This window comes from Amycolatopsis suaedae, assembly GCF_004214935.1.
In the GTDB taxonomy this organism is placed as follows: domain Bacteria; phylum Actinomycetota; class Actinomycetes; order Mycobacteriales; family Pseudonocardiaceae; genus Amycolatopsis; species Amycolatopsis suaedae.
In genome coordinates this window covers 210,501-227,238 of record NZ_SFCC01000007.1, presented here as the reverse complement: position 1 = coordinate 227,238, position 16,738 = coordinate 210,501, and the positions used below count along the sequence as shown (strand labels likewise).

At 71.3% G+C, this 16,738-nt stretch carries 17 protein-coding genes; 6 read left to right on the top strand and 11 right to left on the bottom strand.

Annotated features, from left to right (window positions below; all coding sequences use genetic code 11):
- The first annotated feature begins 99 nt into the window (after nucleotides 1-99).
- Entirely contained in the window at nucleotides 100-960 is an 861-nt protein-coding gene (locus EWH70_RS15585; RefSeq protein ID WP_130476108.1) for an NmrA family NAD(P)-binding protein, read from the top strand.
- Here EWH70_RS15585 and EWH70_RS15580 read toward each other — a convergent pair.
- Both EWH70_RS15580 and EWH70_RS15575 read right to left on the bottom strand, forming a co-directional pair.
- Nucleotides 957-2,294, bottom strand: a complete 1,338-nt coding sequence (locus EWH70_RS15580; RefSeq protein WP_130476107.1) for an FAD-dependent oxidoreductase — start codon at nucleotides 2,292-2,294, stop codon at nucleotides 957-959. The genes EWH70_RS15585 and EWH70_RS15580 overlap by 4 nt on opposite strands.
- The gene (locus EWH70_RS15575; RefSeq protein ID WP_130476106.1) at nucleotides 2,291-2,893 is read right to left on the bottom strand and encodes a PadR family transcriptional regulator; all 603 of its coding nucleotides are present in this window, start codon (nucleotides 2,891-2,893) and stop codon (nucleotides 2,291-2,293) included. The genes EWH70_RS15580 and EWH70_RS15575 overlap by 4 nt, the downstream gene beginning before the upstream one ends.
- Before the next feature lie 75 nt (nucleotides 2,894-2,968).
- Between EWH70_RS15575 and EWH70_RS15570 the strand changes: the two genes are divergently transcribed.
- Nucleotides 2,969-3,853 carry a bifunctional helix-turn-helix transcriptional regulator/GNAT family N-acetyltransferase gene (locus EWH70_RS15570; protein ID WP_130476105.1) on the top strand — a complete coding sequence of 295 codons (885 nt, stop codon included), beginning with the start codon at nucleotides 2,969-2,971 and terminating at the stop codon, nucleotides 3,851-3,853.
- On the top strand, nucleotides 3,850-4,530 hold the full coding sequence (locus EWH70_RS15565) for an RraA family protein (RefSeq protein ID WP_130476104.1): 681 nt from the start codon (nucleotides 3,850-3,852) through the stop codon (nucleotides 4,528-4,530). Before EWH70_RS15570 ends, EWH70_RS15565 begins: the two co-directional genes overlap by 4 nt.
- A 6-nt stretch (nucleotides 4,531-4,536) precedes the next feature.
- On the opposite strand, the gene EWH70_RS15560 is transcribed toward EWH70_RS15565, so the two are convergent.
- The 4 genes from EWH70_RS15560 to EWH70_RS15545 form a co-directional block, all read right to left on the bottom strand.
- The gene (locus EWH70_RS15560) at nucleotides 4,537-6,198 is read right to left on the bottom strand and encodes a fumarate hydratase (RefSeq protein ID WP_130476103.1); all 1,662 of its coding nucleotides are present in this window, start codon (nucleotides 6,196-6,198) and stop codon (nucleotides 4,537-4,539) included.
- Between the two features lie 296 nt (nucleotides 6,199-6,494).
- Nucleotides 6,495-7,523 carry a sigma-70 family RNA polymerase sigma factor gene (locus tag EWH70_RS15555; protein WP_130476102.1) on the bottom strand — a complete coding sequence of 343 codons (1,029 nt, stop codon included), beginning with the start codon at nucleotides 7,521-7,523 and terminating at the stop codon, nucleotides 6,495-6,497.
- A 227-nt stretch (nucleotides 7,524-7,750) separates the two neighbouring features.
- Nucleotides 7,751-8,176: a D-aminoacyl-tRNA deacylase gene (dtd, locus tag EWH70_RS15550; RefSeq protein ID WP_130476101.1), complete on the bottom strand. Its 426-nt coding sequence runs from the start codon at nucleotides 8,174-8,176 to the stop codon at nucleotides 7,751-7,753.
- Nucleotides 8,173-9,651, bottom strand: coding sequence for a N5-glutamine methyltransferase family protein (locus tag EWH70_RS15545; protein WP_240687000.1), 1,479 nt, complete (start codon nucleotides 9,649-9,651; stop codon nucleotides 8,173-8,175). The genes dtd and EWH70_RS15545 overlap by 4 nt, the downstream gene beginning before the upstream one ends.
- A gap of 57 nt (nucleotides 9,652-9,708) precedes the next feature.
- Here EWH70_RS15545 and EWH70_RS15540 point away from each other — a divergent pair, with 57 nt between their 5' ends.
- Nucleotides 9,709-10,968 carry an amidohydrolase gene (locus tag EWH70_RS15540; RefSeq protein ID WP_130476100.1) on the top strand — a complete coding sequence of 420 codons (1,260 nt, stop codon included), beginning with the start codon at nucleotides 9,709-9,711 and terminating at the stop codon, nucleotides 10,966-10,968.
- A gap of 42 nt (nucleotides 10,969-11,010) precedes the next feature.
- A complete protein-coding gene (locus EWH70_RS15535) occupies nucleotides 11,011-11,346 on the top strand; it encodes a DUF3099 domain-containing protein (RefSeq protein ID WP_205669135.1) in 336 nt (111 codons plus the stop codon).
- 587 nt (nucleotides 11,347-11,933) lie between these two features.
- On the opposite strand, the gene EWH70_RS15530 is transcribed toward EWH70_RS15535, so the two are convergent.
- From EWH70_RS15530 to EWH70_RS15515, 4 genes are read right to left on the bottom strand one after another with little or no spacing between them, the layout of a single operon-like run.
- The gene (locus EWH70_RS15530; protein WP_130476099.1) at nucleotides 11,934-12,635 is read right to left on the bottom strand and encodes a nitroreductase family protein; all 702 of its coding nucleotides are present in this window, start codon (nucleotides 12,633-12,635) and stop codon (nucleotides 11,934-11,936) included.
- Nucleotides 12,636-12,674: 39 nt separating this feature from the next.
- Nucleotides 12,675-13,547 (bottom strand): carbohydrate kinase family protein, encoded by an 873-nt coding sequence (locus EWH70_RS15525; protein WP_165436286.1) that lies wholly within the window; start codon nucleotides 13,545-13,547, stop codon nucleotides 12,675-12,677.
- Nucleotides 13,544-14,467, bottom strand: a complete 924-nt coding sequence (locus tag EWH70_RS15520; RefSeq protein WP_130476098.1) for a pseudouridine-5'-phosphate glycosidase — start codon at nucleotides 14,465-14,467, stop codon at nucleotides 13,544-13,546. Before EWH70_RS15520 ends, EWH70_RS15525 begins: the two co-directional genes overlap by 4 nt.
- A gap of 30 nt (nucleotides 14,468-14,497) precedes the next feature.
- On the bottom strand, nucleotides 14,498-15,301 hold the full coding sequence (locus tag EWH70_RS15515) for a sporulation protein (RefSeq protein ID WP_130476097.1): 804 nt from the start codon (nucleotides 15,299-15,301) through the stop codon (nucleotides 14,498-14,500).
- A gap of 58 nt (nucleotides 15,302-15,359) precedes the next feature.
- Here EWH70_RS15515 and EWH70_RS15510 point away from each other — a divergent pair, with 58 nt between their 5' ends.
- Entirely contained in the window at nucleotides 15,360-15,605 is a 246-nt protein-coding gene (locus EWH70_RS15510) for a DUF3039 domain-containing protein (RefSeq protein WP_130476096.1), read from the top strand.
- On the opposite strand, the gene EWH70_RS15505 is transcribed toward EWH70_RS15510, so the two are convergent.
- Nucleotides 15,575-16,690, bottom strand: a complete 1,116-nt coding sequence (locus EWH70_RS15505) for a YihY/virulence factor BrkB family protein (RefSeq protein WP_130476095.1) — start codon at nucleotides 16,688-16,690, stop codon at nucleotides 15,575-15,577. The genes EWH70_RS15510 and EWH70_RS15505 overlap by 31 nt on opposite strands.
- Between the last annotated feature and the right edge of the window lie 48 nt (nucleotides 16,691-16,738).

Here is a 16,738-nt window from a genome sequence, read left to right as displayed (position 1 = left end):
CATCTCTCGGTCGTAATTTGACTCCCTTGGTCAGTTTACCTACGCTCGGCGGCGAGTGAAACTGACCATGGTGGTCAACTTATGGAAGAGGTCGCGAAGATGATCGTTGTCACCGGCGCCACCGGTGGGCTGGGCGGCGCCACCGTCGAGCACCTGCTCAAGCGCGTACCCGCGGACCAGCTCGGCGTCAGCGTCCGCGACACCGCCAAGGCGCGGCACTTCGCCGACCGCGGCGTGCGCGTGCGGCAGGGTTCCTACGAGGATCCGGCCGCCCTGCGTGACTCCTTCGCCGGTGCCGAGCAGGTCCTCCTGGTGTCCGGCAACGACCCGGCCGCCGACCTGGTCGCCCTGCACCGGGGCGCCATCGACGCGGCGGTTGAGGCCGGTGTCCGGCGGATCCTCTACACCAGCCAGCAAGGCGCCGTCCCCGGCAACCCGTACCGGCCGTCGGAAACCCACCTCGCGACCGAGGCGATGCTCGGCGACTCCGGCGTCGCCTGGACCGCGTTGCGCAACGCCGCTTACGGCTCACTCGACCTGGTGCTCGGCCCGTGGCAGCGGACCGGCGGGATCGCCGGGCCGCTGGACGGCCCCGTCCCGTACACCGACCGTGCCGACGTGGCCGAGGCCACCGCGGCCATCCTCGCCGGTGCCCGCTCCTTCGACGGCCCCGTCACCCTCACCGCTTCGGCCGCCGTCACTCTCGACGATCTCGCCAGGATCGCCTCCGGCCTCATCGGTCGCACCGTCACCCGCGTCGTCGTGGACGACGAGCAGTGGGTTGCCGAACAGATCGCGAACGGCGTCCCGGAGCAGCCGGCCCGGCTCATGCTGACCTGGAACCAGGCCGCCCGTGCCGGCTACTTCGCCGGGACCGACCCCCTGCTGGCCGAACTCCTCGGCCGGGAGCCTCGCACCGTCACCGACCGGCTCGCGGCCGGCATTGGCACGACGGCCTAGTCGCGGGCGCCGCGGTCGCGCAGCATCCGGTTGACCACGGCCCTCCGCAGTGGGGGCAGCGCCTTCAACGTGCGGGCACCACCCCGCATCGCCCCGAGCATGGCCCTGCCGAGCACCGGTCCGTTGAGCGGATTGTCCTTGCCGTAGGCCTTGAGCGACTCCCTGACCGCGGTGAACCCGTAGTCGATCATCCGCGTCTCGTACTCGCGGATGGCCGTCAGCACCGGCACTTCGCCGCGATGCGCCGCGCCGAGGCGGTCGCCGAGCAGTCGCGCGTCCTTCAGTGCGGTGTTGGCGCCGACGCCGCGCCCGGGGGTCATGGTGTGGATGGCGTCGCCGATGAGCGTGACGTTGGTGGTGTCCCACTGCGGGATCGGCCTGGACGTGGACTGCCGGGTGGAGACCCCGCAGGTCGTCGGGTCGCTCAGGTCGAACAGCCGGTGCAGCGTGTCCGACCACCCCGGCGACATCGCCTTGGCGACCTCGATCACCTCCGCACCCTCCACATCGGACAGACCGGCCGGCGCCAGCCGCGGTGGAACGGCCACGCCCCAGATGACGTGGTCGCGGGTGTTGTCGAACCGCAGTCCCGGCCAGGCGGCGATGAGGTCGGCGTCGCGGTCGCCGATGCCGTTCTTCAGGTTCAGCTCGCCGTCCCACGGGAACTCCATCACGTGCGAGATGAAGAACCTGCCGCGCGGAGCGAAGATCAGCGACATGCCCCGCAGCATGTTCGGCGGCAGCAACCGTCTGACCCGGTCGTCGAGCGGGACCTTCCCCGCGGCGCTGACCATCTCGGCGTCGTCCAGCTCCGCGTGCGGCAGGTACTGGGCGCGCACCCGCGAGCGCGTCCCGTCGGCGGCGACCAGGACGTCCCCGGTCGCGCTCGTGCCGTCCTCGAAGTGCGCGACGACCCGGCCGTCGCCGGTGTGGCTGTAGTGGCTGAAGAATTTGCCGAAGTGCAGGATGTCGTCGACGTCGGTGCGCAGCACCTGCTTCAGCGTGACCCGGCTGACCGACTTCTCGCTGTCCAGCGTCCCGCGGTCCAGTGGCATTTCCAGCGACACCAGCTCGCTCAGGCGTTCCGTGTAGAGGTTGGCGCGCTGCATCGGCGCCGCGCAGGTGGCCACGAACAGCTCGAAGAGGTCGGCGGGCAGGCACGCCTTCAGCGCCCTGGTGCCCTCGGGGTTGATGCCGACGCGGAAACCCTGCAGGAAGTCCGCCCTGGTGCGGTCGCGTTCGTAGACGGCGACGCTGACGCCCTGCTTCTTCAGCGAGTGGGCCAGCGCCATCCCGCCGGTGCCCGCTCCGATGATCAGTACGTGAAAGCTCATCTCTCCCGCTCCAGTTCGGCGCTGAACGCGGCCAGTTCCTCGGCGGTCCAGCGCAGCCTGCCGGCGTCGAGGTCGGCGACCACGCCGGTGATCCAGTCGATGTGTGCCCGCACCGTCGCCTCGCGCAGTTCCTCCTCCAGCAGCACCAGCCGGGGCAGTCCCAGCCGTGCGCCGGCCGCCTTCGACTCGTGGATGTCGGCGAGGTCCCGTTCCAGCGCGGCCAGCCGGCCGGCCAGGCAGCTCCGGACCTCGCCGGCGTCCAGCAGCGGCAGGTAGGCGATCGCCGCGGTGAACTCCGGGAAGTCCTCCCGGGGAGCGGTGAGCATGCCGCGTAGCCAGGTCCGGACGGTCTCGCGGCCGTCGTCGGTGATCTCGTAGACGGTGCGTTCCGGGCGGCCGCCCGCCCGCTCGGTGCCGACGGTGGCGACCAGTCCCGCGTCGGCCAGCCGGTCGATCGTCTTGTAGAGGCTCGTGCGCCAGGTGACGTTGATGACCCGTTCCTTGCCGCGTTCGCGGATCAGCCGCTGCATCTCGTAGGGGTGCATGGGCTTCTCGGCGAGCAGGGCCAGTACCGCGACGGCGACGACGGAGCGTTTCATGACTCCATAGTGTCCAAGACACTAGTGTCTTTGCAACTAATATCCCTGGCGAGTTTCTCTGACTAAGGTCAGAGGATGGATCGTGTGCTGGTGGAGCGGGTGCGGCGGTTCAACCGCACGGTCACCCAGCGGATCGGCGCCCTCGACGACGCCTACCTGTCCCGTGGCCGGCCGCTCGGCCAGGCCCGGCTGCTGTGGGAGATCGCGGGGGACACCTGCGAGCTGCGGGATCTGCGGACCCGGCTGGACCTGGACTCCGGCTACCTGAGCCGCCTGCTGACCGCGCTGCGGGCCGACGGCCTGGTCGAGGTCGGGCAGGACGGCGCAGACGGGAGGGTGCGGACCGTCCGGCTCACCGCGGCCGGGCTGGCCGAGCGTGCCGAGCTGGACCGGCTCTCCGACGAACTGGCCACGTCGATCCTGCGCCCGCTCGACGACGACCAGCGCGAGCGGCTCACGTCGGCGATGGCGCAGGTGGAACGCCTGCTGGTGGCGTCCATGGTCGACGTGACCGTCCGCGACCCGGCCGAGCCGGGGGCACGCCGGTGCGTCGCGGCCTACGTCGCGGAGCTGGCCGGGCGGTTCGACGGCGGCTTCGACCCGGAGCGCAGCCTGCCCGCCGCCGACGACGAGCTGCGCCCGCCCGCCGGGCTGCTGCTGGTCGCCGCGTTGCACGACGACCCGGTCGGCTGCGGTGCGCTCAAGCTGCGTGCGGACGGGATCGCGGAGGTCAAACGCATGTGGGTGGCGCCGTCGGTGCGCGGATTGTGCCTGGGCAGGCGGCTGCTGACCGAACTGGAGCGGCACGCCCGCGCGCACGGCGTGCACACGCTGCGGCTGGAGACGAACCGGGCGCTGACCGAGGCGATCGCGCTGTACCGGGGCGCCGGTTTCCGCGAGGTGGACGCGTTCAACGACGAGACCTACGCCCACCACTGGTTCGAGAAGGGACTGCCATGAGCTTCGACGACCTGACCACCGCCCACCGGACCGACGCCTGCATCCGGGCCGGGGTGCCGGTGCGGTGCGTCTCGCTGCCGCCGGTGACACCCGGCATGCGAGTGGCCGGCCGGGTCTGCCCGGCGCGGCACGCGGGCAGTGTCGACGTGTTCCTGGAGGCGTTCGCCGGCGCGCGGGAAGGCGACGTGCTGGTGGTCGACAACGGCGGCCGCGCCGACGAGGCGTGCGTGGGCGACCTCGTCGTGCTGGAGGCGCGGGCGGCGGGGCTCGGCGGAATCGTGATCTGGGGCCTGCACCGCGACACCGCCGACATCCGCGCCATCGGCCTGCCGGTGTTCAGCCTCGGCGCGCTGCCGACCGGACCGCTGCGGCTCGACCCCCGGGCGGGCGACGCCGTCGAGTCGGCGACGGTGGGGCAGTGGGAGGTCGGCAAGGACGACCTGGTGTTCGCCGACGACGACGGCGCGGTGTTCCTCCCGCTGGACCGGGTGGACGAGCTGACCGGCCTGGCGCGGACGATCCGGGACACCGAGCGCCGCCAGGCCGACCGCATCCGGTCCGGCGAGACGCTGCGGTCGCAGGTGCGGTTCGGCGACTTCCTGGCCCGCCGCCGCGACACGCCGGAGCTCACGTTCCGCGAGCACCTGCGTGCCGTCGGCGGCGCCATCGAGGAATGAGCGGTGTCAGGACCGGAAGCTGATCTGCAGCACCGGTTCGCTGGTGGCGGCGAAGAAGTCGTTGCCCTTGTCGTCGATGACGATGAACGCGGGGAAGTCCTCGACCTCGATCTTCCACACCGCCTCCATGCCGAGCTCCGGGTACTCCAGCACCTCGACCTTCTTGATGCAGTCCTGCGCCAGCCGCGCCGCCGGACCGCCGATCGACCCGAGGTAGAACCCGCCGTGCTCGGCACAGGCCGCCGTGACCTTCTTCGACCGGTTGCCCTTCGCCAGCATCACCAGCGAACCGCCCGCCGCCTGGAACTGCTCGACGTAGGAGTCCATCCGCCCGGCCGTGGTCGGGCCGAACGAGCCGGACGCGTAACCCTCCGGCGTCTTGGCCGGGCCGGCGTAGTAGACCGGGTGGTCGCGCAGGTACTTCGGCATCGGCTCGCCGGCGTCGAGCCGCTCGGCGATCTTCGCGTGGGCGATGTCGCGGGCCACCACCAGCGGGCCGGTCAGCGACAGGCGGGTCTTCACCGGCAGCTGGGACAACTGGGCGCGGATCTCTTCCATCGGCCGGTTCAGGTCGACGGCGACGACCTCCTCGGACAGGTCGTCCTCGGTCACGTCGGGCAGGAACCGCGCCGGGTCGCGCTCGAGCTGCTCCAGGAACACGCCGTCGGCGGTGATCTTCGCCTTGGCCTGCCGGTCGGCCGAGCACGACACCGCGACGCCGACCGGGCAGGACGCACCGTGCCGCGGCAGCCGGATGACCCGCACGTCGTGGCAGAAGTACTTGCCGCCGAACTGCGCCCCGATGCCGAACTGCCGGGTCATCTCCAGCACCTGCGCCTCGAGGTCGGTGTCGCGGAAACCGTGCCCCAGCTCGGATCCCTGCGTCGGCAGGTCGTCGAGGTAACGGGCGGACGCGAGCTTGGCGACCTTGAGGTTGAACTCCGCCGACATGCCGCCGACGACGATCGCCAGGTGGTACGGCGGGCACGCCGCGGTGCCCAGGCTGCGCAGCTTCTCGTCGAGGAACCGGGCCAGCCGCTTCGGGTTCAGGACGGCCTTGGTCTCCTGGTACAGGAACGTCTTGTTCGCGCTGCCGCCGCCCTTGGCCATGAACAGGAACTCGTAGGACGGGTCACCCGCGCCGTCCTTGTGGTAAAGCTCGACCTGGGCGGGCAGGTTGGTGCCGGTGTTGCGTTCCTCCCAGAAGTTCACCGGCGCCATCTGCGAGTACCGCAGGTTCAGCTCCTGGTAGGCGTCGAACACGCCGCGGGAGAGCGCTTCCTCGTCGTTGCCGCCGGTCAGCACCCGCTCGGTCCGCTTGCCGATGACGATGGCCGTCCCGGTGTCCTGGCACATCGGCAGCACCCCGCCCGCCGAGATGGCCGCGTTGCGCAGCAGGTCCATGGCGACGAACCGGTCGTTGCCGCTGGCCTCCGGGTCGTCGACGATCGCCCGCAGCTGGGCGAGGTGGCTGGTGCGCAGCAGGTGCTGGATGTCGGTGATCGCGGTACGGGCCAGCAGCGTCAGCGCGGCGGGGTCGACCCGCAGGAACTTCTGGCCGCCCGCTTCGACGACCTCGACGCCGTCCTGGCTGACCAGGCGGTACTCGGTGCGGTTGTCCGGTCCGAGCGGCAGGACCTCGGTGTGCTGGAACGTGGTGGTGGGCACGGCTGCGGGCTCCCTTGCACGCATGTCTTGGTTCGGTCCGACGAACCTACCCCGGACATAACGGAAGGCCGGGCCCACCCCGACGGACCCGACCTTCCGGGGGAGGCGGTCCAGGCGAGAACCTGGCCGCGAAAACCGTGTGCGCGGCATGATCGCCGCCGACCTTCCGACCGTCTCGTGACGCAGGTCATAAGTCAACCCGGCCAACGGGCGAAAGACGCATGAAGGCCACCTTCATCCCATCAGACGGGAGGAAGGTGGCCTTCATGCGCTGTGTGCCGGGGGCCGTGCGGGAACTAGCTGGCGTAGGCACGCAGCCGGTCGGCGCGCTCGCCCTGGCGCAGCTTCGCCATGACCTCACGCTCGATCTGCCGCACCCGTTCCCTGGACAGGCCGAAGTGCTTGCCGATCTGGTCCAGCGTGCGCGGCTGGCCGTCGTCGAGGCCGTACCGCAGCCGGATGACGTGCTGCTCGCGGTCGTCCAGCGTGGCCAGCACTCGCCGCAGGTCGTCCTGCAGCAGCCCGGAGATCACCGCGCTCTCGGCGTCGGTGGCCTCGGAGTCCTCGATGAAGTCGCCCAGCGGTGCGTCTTCCTCGGTGCCGACCGGCATGTCGAGGCTCACCGGGTCGCGGGCGTGGTCGAGCAGGTCGGCGACCTTGTGCTCGGCGATGCCGGACTCGGCGGCCAGCTCCTCGTTGGTGGCCTCGCGGCCGAGCTGCTGGTGCAGGTCACGCTTGATCCTGGCGAGCTTGTTGACCTGCTCCACCAGGTGCACCGGAAGCCGGATGGTGCGCCCCTGGTCGGCCATGCCCCTCGTGATGGCCTGCCGGATCCACCACGTGGCGTAGGTGGAGAACTTGAACCCCTTGGAGTAGTCGAACTTCTCCACCGCGCGGATCAGACCCAGGTTCCCCTCCTGGATCAGGTCGAGCAGCGGCATGCCCCGGCCGGTGTAGCGCTTGGCCAGCGACACCACGAGCCGCAGGTTCGCCTCCAGCAGGTGGTTCTTCGCGGCGTGGCCGTCGCGTACCAGCGCCTTCAGCTCGACCCGGCGCTGCTCGGACAGGTCCGGCTCGGAGTCCAGCATGTGCTGGGCGAACACACCGGCTTCGATGCGCTTCGCGATCTCCACCTCGTCGGCCGCCGTCAGCAGTGCGGTTTTACCGATACCATTGAGGTAGACGCGGACCAGATCGGCCGCTGGGCTCTGGGCGTCGAGATCGGTACTCTCGGGAGTAACCGGCGTCGGCTCCTCGGTCTGTTGCTTGGGAATTCTGCGCTGGCGGATGCCTCGCGCCTCTCGGTCTAGCGTCTGGACGGACATACTGCCTCCCCGGTCACGGGCGCGTGGTGGCGGTACGCGCACGCTGTGCTTCGCGGTCGGGGCCTGTGGAACCCTGCCCGCGAGTCCGGCTGGCTGGCCGGACATTCGGTTCAACGCCCCGGTCTTGCGAATCGTTCCCGAGCCGTCAACCAAGATGACGGAATTGATACCTGGGTGGTTGCTCGACCAAACCTGAGCTTTTCCTGAGAGGCGCACCGCCTGGTGGTCTAAACCTCGACGAGAACGGTGAACGGGCCGTCGTTCACGCTGTGTACGGCCATCATCGCACCGAACCGGCCGGTCTCCACCCGGGCGCCGCGGGCCCGTAGTTCGGCGACGACTGTGTCGAACAACACCTCCGCCACCTCGCCTTTCGCGGCCTTCGTCCAGGACGGCCGGCGCCCCTTGCGGGTGTCGCCGTACAGCGTGAACTGGCTCACCAGCAGCAGCGGCGCACCGGCGTCGGCGCAGGACCGCTCGTCCCGCAGCACCCGCAGCTCGTGCAACTTGCGGGCCATCGTGCGGGCCTGCTCGGCCGTGTCCTCGGCGGCCACGCCCACCAGCACCAGCAGTCCCGGCTCGCCGATCGCGCCGACGACCTCGCCGCCCACGGTGACCCTGGCCTCGGTCACCCGCGCGGCGACCGCCCTCACGCCTGCTCCACCGGCGTGAGCATGCCGTGCCGCACTAACTCGCGGACGACCGGCAGCGCGGCCTCGGTGAGCGCGCCCTCCGGCTGGCCGTGCCCGGCGGCCAGCAGCCCCAGCAGGTCCTCCAGCGGCAGGTGGCCCCGGCACCCGGCCAGCAGCGCGGTGGCCAGCTCGTCCAGCTCGTGCTGCCAGCCCGGCCCGTCGACGCGGTGCAGCCGCCGCACGGTGGTGCTCCAGCCGTCGTCGGACGGCGAGTCGACGCGTTCCAGCACCACCGTGTCCGGCACCGTGAAAACGGTCTCCAGCAGCCGGGAACCGTTGTCCCGCAACCAGTCCACCCGATCCAGCCAGCCGGCGGCCTCGGGGCCGAGCGGGTCGTCGAAGGCCTGCCGCAGGTCCTCGCAGACGATCGTCGGCGTGACGCCGGACCGGCGCCGCAGCGTCACGAACCCGAATCCGACGCCGGCCACCCGGTTCTCGGCGAACCAGTCCAGCCACGCCGATGCTTTGGCCCGGCCCTCCGCCGACCGCGGGTCGAGGCCGGCGTCCCGCAGCCAGGTGCCGACGTAGAGGCCCGGATCGGCGACGTCGCGCTGGACGAACCAGGCGTCGGTCTCCGCGGGCAGCCACCGCGTCACCCGATCGGCCCAGTCCTCGCCGTCGACGTGCAGCCACGAGGCCAGCAGCTGCCCGACACCACCCTCGGTGAGGAACGCGGGCAGCTGACGCACCACCAGCGCGCTCGCGTCGTCACCGGCCAGGCCGGAGTCGCGGTAGACGTAGTCCACCCTCGGTGGCCCCACCACGAACGGGGGATTGCAGACGATCTGGTCGAACCGGCGCCGCGCGACCGGCGCGAACCACTCGCCCCGCAGCAGCTCGACATCCAGTCCGTTGAGCCGGAACGTCGCCCCGGCCAGGTCCAGCGCCCGTGCCGAGACGTCGGTCGCGGTGATCCGGTCCGCGTGCCTGCTCGCGTGCAGCGCCTGCACGCCGTTGCCGGTGCCCAGGTCCAGCAGGCTGCCCACCGGCCGCCTGCTGGTGGCCCGGATGAGGCTGAGCGAGGCGTGCCCGACGCCCAGCACGTGGTCGGCGGGCACCGGGCCGCCGAGCTGGTCGGAGTCCAGGTCGGCCAGCACCCACCAGGAGCCGTCGTCGTCACCGTGCGGCCGCAGGTCCAGTCCGGCCCGCACACCGTCGTCCGCGGGGCGGAGTAGCCCGGCCGCGAGCGCGTCGTCGACGTCCAGCGGCGCCAGCGCCGCCCGTACCCGCTCCCTCGGCTCGGCAGAGCCCAGCAGGAACAGCCGGATCAGCACGCCCAGGTCACCGGCGTCGGCGCTGGCCCGCGCGGCCAGTTCCGGCTCACCCCGGCCCAGCGCGGCGTGCGCGGCACCGCCCAGTACGCCGACCACGCCGTCGGCGTCGTAGCCGGTGCGGAGCAGGGCGTCCCGGAGGCGATCACAGAAGTCGGCGTTCACGAGCGGTAACTCTAGAGCCGGGATGATCAACCGGCCGTTTCGTGGTCAGATGACGCGGTGAGCACCGTCCTGTCCGGCCTCGACGCCGCACTGCCCGACCTGGAAAGCCTCTACACCGACCTGCACCGCCATCCCGAACTGGCCTTCGCCGAGCACCGCACCGCCGGCGTGCTGGCCAGCCGGCTGGAGGCCGCCGGATTCACCGTCCACCGCGGCGTCGGGCAGACCGGCGTCGTCGGCGTCCTGCGCAACGGCGACGGGCCGGCCGTCATGCTGCGGGCCGACATCGACGCGCTGCCGGTCCGCGAGCGGACCGGGCTGGACTACGCCAGCACCGACACCGGCCTGGACGCCGACGGCAACGAGGTACCCGTCATGCACGCCTGCGGGCACGACATGCACGCCACCTGGCTGTCCGGCGCGGCCGCGCTGCTGGCGCGCGGGCGGGAGCACTGGTCAGGCACGCTGCTCGTGGTGTTCCAGCCGGGGGAGGAGGTCGGCGACGGCGCGGCCGGCATGGTCCGCGACGGCCTGTTCGACATCGCGGGCAGGCCCGATGTGGTGCTGGGCCAGCACATCGCACCCGGCCCGGCGGGCTGGGTGCTGACCCGGCCCGGCGTGCTGATGGCGGCCACCGACTCGCTGCGCATCACCCTGCACGGCCGCGGCGGGCACGGCTCGCGCCCGGAAACCACCGTCGACCCGGTGGTGCTGGCGGCGTCGGTGGTGCTGCGGTTGCAGACGATCGTGTCGCGGGAACTGGCCGCCACCGAACAGGCCGTCGTGACCGTCGGATCGTTGCACGCGGGCACCACGCACAACGTCATTGCCGACCGGGCGGTGCTGGAGGTCAACGTCCGCACGTTCGACGCCACGGTGCGGGACCGGGTGCTCGCCGCCATCGGCCGGATCGTGCGGGGCGAGGCGCAGGCGGCAGGCGCGCCCGCCGAGCCCGAGATCACCGAGATCGCCACCTTTCCGGTGACCAGCAACGACGAGCACGCCACCGAGTCGCTCACGGCCGCGTTCCGGGCGCACTTCCCGGACGGGTCGGTGCTGGACGCGCCGCTGGTCACCGGCAGTGAGGACTTCGGCGAGTTCGGGACCGCCGCCGGGGTGCCGTCGGTGTTCTGGCTGGTCGGCGGGATGGATCCGGAGAAGGTCATGACCGCCATGGCGCAGGGCAGGTTCGAATCGGACATCCCGTCCAACCACTCGCCGCTGTTCGCACCGGTGCTCCACCCGACCCTGCGGGTCGGCGTCGAAACCCTGGTCGTCGGCGCCCTGAACTGGTTGACGGCCCCCGCTTCCGGGTAGCCGCGCCGAGTGGGACGATGGACGGTGACGGAGGAGGTACCGGTGTCCGAACCGCGGGTTTCCCGGCACGCGCCGGTGGAAGGGCCCGACCCGGTGCTCATCACCGAGGCCGCACCCTCCTACGAGGATCAGTTCGCCGCGCGCAAGCGCAAGTACATGTTGATGATGGGGATGCGCATCCCCTGCCTGGTGCTGGCCGGCGTCTTCTACCACACCTGGTGGCTGGCGCTGGCGTTCGTGCTGCTGTCCGTGCCGCTGCCGTGGATGGCCGTGCTGATCGCCAACGACCGGCCGCCACGCAAGGCCGAGAAGGTCAGCCGCTACCAGCAGGAGGCGCGCGCCATCGAGGCCCGCGAGCACCGCGTCATCGACGGCTGAGTCGTGGATCTTCGCAGCCAAAGCACGTGAAGGCCACCTTCACCACGTGAGGCGTCAGGGGCCCGGCAAAGTCGGGTGCGGGCAGGGCGAGGTGGGTGGTCCCGAGCGCAGAACTCGCGTTCCGGAACGCAGAACTCGCGTGCTTGAGCGCAGAACTCACGATGTGGACCGGGTTCTCACGTAGTGCCGGTCACCCGCGTGAACGGTCCGTTCGTGCGAGTTGTCCGTTCCGGACCCGCGAGTTGTCCGTTCCCGCCCGGCTGGTTGCACTGTCCGGCACGCCGGTTCCGGATCGCGAGACACCGGCCCCGGGTCAAGCTCGTGAAGGCCACCTTCATTACGTGTGACGTGGTGAAGGTGGCCTTCACGTGCCCTGGTGCTTGGCGGGTTGTCTCGTTCGTGGTGGCTGGTGGGGTGGTTGTGGTGTTGGAGGCTGGTGGGGCGGGTGTGCCGGGGTGAGGGCGGATGTGGTGGCGTCTGATGCCGTGAAGGGGGCCCTCACGGCAATCGCCCACGACTCCCGACTTTGCCGGGCCCTGACGTGTGACGTGGTGATGGTGGCCTTCACGTGCTTGGGGGCATTGGCCTCAGACGCGTACCAGCACCTGGTCCAGGTTCTTGCGCACCAGGTCGGGCACGGTCGCGTCGGAGGCCGGGTAGCCGACCGGGATGACGGCGAACGCCTTCTCGTTGCGTGGCCTGCCGAGGATCTCGGACAGGAAGCGCATCGGGCTGGGCGTGTGGGTCAGCGCGGCCAGCCCGGACAGGTGCAGCGCGGTGAGCAGCATGCCGACAGCGATGCCGACCGATTCGTCGACGTAGTAGTGCTTGTGCTTCTCGCCGGTCGCCTCGTCGAGGAAGTAGCGCTGGGCGAACACGACGATCAGGTACGGCGCGTCGGTCAGGTGCGGCTTGTGCTCGTCGGTGCCCAGCGGGCGCAGCGCGGCGAGCCACTCCTCGCCGAGCCTGCCCGCGTAGGAGCGCCGTTCCTCCTCCTCGGCGGCCTCCCGGATCCGGGCCCGCACGGCGGGATCGGTGACCAGCACGAACGTCCACGGCTGCTGGTGTGCCCCGGACGGCGCCGTCGACGCGACCGCGATCGCGTCGAGCACGACCTGTTCGTCGACCGGATCGGGCGCGAAGGCGCGGACGGTGCGGCGTTGCGTCATCCGGTCCCGCAGGCGGGCCGCGGCGGCCACGGACTCCGCGGGCGCCATCCGGGCGGGGCGGTAAGGCACGGGGTGGTGGTCGGTACCGGAGATCGGGGTCCAGGATCGCTGGGTTTCCATCCCCACACCGTGCCGCGTCCGCGCGGCACCGTCCAGACCTCAGAACACCGGCTGCGCGCACACCTGGCCGACCGCGCGGGCGGCCAGCCGGACACCGGCCCGCAGTGAGTCCACAGTGGACTCGCCAGCGAGCCACGCGGCCAGCACGCCCGCGTCGAAGGCGTCACCGGCGCCGGTGGTGTCCACGACCTCGGCAGGCGCGGCGGGCACCGACACGACGCCGTCGGCGTCCACCCAGCAGGCACCGTCGAGACCGCAGGTGACGGCGACGGCCCCGACCGTGCCCAGCAGCTGCTTCGCCGACGCCGGATCGTCGGACCCGGTGAGCGCCACCAGTTCGGCCGTGTTGGGCAGCAGGAGGTCGACACCGGCGACGTCGCCGAGGAATGCCGTGGGATCGGTGATCAGCGCGGCCGCCTGCGGGTCGACCGACGTCGTCAGCCCGGCCCGCTTCGCGGCGGCCAGCGCTGCCAGACCGGCAGGCCGCGACGAGGCGTCGAGCAGCACGTAGCCGGACAGGTGCAGGTGCGCGGCACCGGCCAGCGCCGCCGGGTCGACGTCGTCCGGGCTGAACCGGGCGTTGGCGCCCCGGTCGGGCAGCATGCTGCGCTGGCCGTCGCCGTCGACGAGCACCACGACGCAGCAGGTCGGCGCCTCCGGGTCGACGGTGAGCGCGCAGCGCACGCCGGCCTCGTCGAGCTTGCCGCGGATCAGCCTGCCGCCGTCGTCGTCGCCGATCCGCGCGATCAGCGTCGTGTCCGCGCCCGCGGCCCGCAGCCACAGCGCGGTGTTGGCACCGGCGCCGCCACCCGCCAGCCGGACGGCGCTGCGGACGTCGCCGCCGTGCACGATCGGGCCGTCGTGCCGGGCCACCACGTCCAGGCCGGCATCGCCGACCACCACGATGCTCATCGCGCGAGCTCCGAGAGCGACGCAGCGACCTCGGTGCCGAGCGCGGCGTTGGCCACGACCAGCTCCTCGTTGGCGTCCAGGCTCACCCCGCCGCTGGCGGTGTGGAAGTGCTCCAGCAGCACCGGCGTGACGTCCGATCCCTGGACGCCACGCGTCCGCAGCAGCTCCAGCCCCTCGGCGAGCAGGCGGTCGTGCAGCTCGGCGTCCAGCTCGTGGGCTTCCGGGACGGGGTTGGCCAGCAGCGCGCCCGAACCCGCCAGTGCGCGGTGGGCGGCGTAGGCCGCGGCGGCCTGCTTCGGGTCGTCGACGCGCCGCGACACCGGCAGGCCGGACGAGCGGCGGTAGAAGGCGGGGAAGTCGTCGGTGCGGTAGCCGAGTACCGCGACCGAGTTGGTCTCCAGCACCTCCAGCGTCGCCGGTATGTCCAAAATGGACTTGACGCCGGAGCAGACGACCAGCGTGGCGACCTTGGCGAGTACGCCGAGGTCGGCGGAGACGTCCCAGGTCACCGTCTCGCCGGGCAGCGGGTGGTGCACCCCGCCGAGACCGCCGGTGGCGAACACCCGTACGCCCGCGGCGTCGGCCAGCGCCGCGGTGCTGGCCACGGTCGTCGCCCCCGAGCCGCCCAGGCCGACGGCCGGGCCCAGATCACGCAGCGACAGCTTCGCCAGCCCGGCGTCGCAGACCCGTTCCAGCTGGTCGGGCGTCAGGCCCACCAGTGCACGCCCGTCCAGGACGGCGACGGTCGCCGGTACGGCACCGCCGTCGCGGACCACCCGCTCCAGCCGCCGCCCGACCTCCAGGTTGCGGCCCGGCGGCAGCCCATGGGCCAGCAGCGTGCTCTCCAGGGCCACCACGGGGCGGCCGGCGGCGAGCGCGTCGGCGACTTCCTCGGACAGGGTGAGATGTTCGCTGGTCACGAGGGGACATCATGACCCATCCGGGTGCGGTCAGTCGAAGATCCCCCGGCTCTTGGCGACCTCGTGCAGCCACGCGGGCAGCTGCTTCTCCCACTCGATCCGGTCGACGGCGGCGTGGTCGACGGTGAACGAGCCGAGGAAGTCCTGGCCACGCCCGCCGAACCCGCCGGACTTGCTCACCCGGACCCGCTTGTGCACCTCCAGCACCACGGCCGTCTGCGCGGAGCCGGACAGGAAGGTGACCGCGACGCTGGTGAACACCGGCGCGAACCGCTGCGGCGGGGCGAAGCGGATCTCCTGGTAGAACGGCAGCTGCTGGGTGACGCCGTTGATCCGGCCAGACTCCAGCGCCGCGCCGGTGAAGGTGAACCCGCAGCGGCTCATCGCGTCGAGGATGCGCTTCTGCGCGGGCAGCGGCTCGACGGCGGCGGCGTCGACGTCGGTCGGGTCGGCCACGGTGCCGCCCAGGTCCAGCGTGGTCTGCACGCCGACGGCGATGCCGGACAGCGGCTTGCCGTACACGCTGCTGATCGGCGTCTCCCAGGGGAGCTGGATCTCGAACGGCAGCCGCACCTGCTGGCCGGGCTGGATGCGCTCGTTCGACGCGATCTGCTGGTCGCCGAACGACAGGTCGCTGTACTCGGGCCGGTCGCCAGGGGTCTCCACCCGGGCGAGCAGCGTCACGCCGACGGCCTTGACCTCCTGGTCGACCTCGCCGCCGAGCAGCAGGACCTCGCCGCGCAACGGGCGGCCGGGGGACACGGAACGATCCAGCAGGCGGGCGTCGAGCCGCGCGCCACCGGAGCCGAAGCTGGCGAGCACCTTCTGGAACATGGGCTGATCCTTGCAGGTCCGCGTCGGGCCGGTGGGGCTTTTGGGGCATCATGGTGGGGTGAGTACGCAGACGCTTCCCGATGTCGACACCCGTCCCGAGGGCACGGACAGCACCGACAGCGACGAACCCAAGGTCTTCCACTACGTGCGCAAGGACCGGATCGCCGAGAGCGCGGTCATGGGCACGCACGTGGTGGCGCTGTGTGGCGAGGTCTTCCCGGTGACCCGCTCGCCCAAGCCGGGCTCGCCGGTGTGCCCCGACTGCAAGAAGATCTACGAGGGCTTGCGCCCCGGTAAGGACTGAGGTTCGTCCACCGAGCCGTTCGCCGACTCCGGCGGCGGCTCGGGTGAGCGGTGCTTGCGCAACGGCAGCGTGGTCCGCTCCCAGAGCTTCTTGCCCTCGTCGTCGCGGATGCGCTCGTTGACCCGTTCCATCTCCAGCCTGCGCCACCGGCGGCGCTGCCGCCGGGTCGGCTTGGCCGGCCACAGCTCCTGGATCGCGCTGTTGAAGTACGCCCCGCCGACCACGGCCAGCCCGATGAAGAACGTGAACAGCAGGAACGCGATCGGGGTGGCCAGCGCGCCGTAGGTGTAGCCGGTGGTGGTGATCCAGCCGATGTAGATCCGCAGGCCCACACTGGACAGCAGGAAGATCGCCATCGCCAGGATCGCGCCCGGCAGCCCGCGGTGCCAGGGCAGCTTGCGCGGCAGCGCCAGCTTGTACAGCGTGGCCAGTGCCAGTACGAGCAGCCCGCCCAGCACCGGGTAGTACAGCGACCCGACCCACTCGGCCACCGTCGGTTGCCAGGACGCCGGGAAGAACCGGGGTAGGAAGTCCGGCCCGACCGCGATCACCGGCAGCCCGATCACCAGGAAGACCAGCATCACCAGGTACAGCAGCAACGCGAAGATCCGCTGCCACACCTCGTTGCGCACGCCGTACTGACCGTGCGCGACCGTGATCGCGTCGACGAACGACGACATGGCCGACGAGCCGGCCCACAGCGAGATCAGGAAGCCGACCGACACGATCTCGCCCTTGCCGATGTGCAGGATGTCGTCGACGGTCGGCGAGATGATCCGGGTGACCACGTCCTCGCTGAAGATCGTCCGGCAGAACGCGATGATCTTGTCGTGGACGGCGTCGACGACGCCCTGGCCGAACCAGTCGCCGATGAAGCCCAGCGACCCGAGCAGCCCGAGCAGCAGCGGCGGCAGCGACAGCGTCTGCCAGAACGCGGCCTCGGCCGACTCGGAGAAGATGTTGCCGTCCCACGCCTTGTTCAGGGTGCGTTTGAGCAGGCGCAGGGGACCCTTGCGCCCGGCCCGCTCGGCCGCGCGCTCGTTGTCCGCCCCAGTGGAGTCGGTTGTGCCTTCGGATGTGCTCATCGTGTGGTTCCAGCATGGTCCATCACGCTGCGTTTGGCTCGTCACATC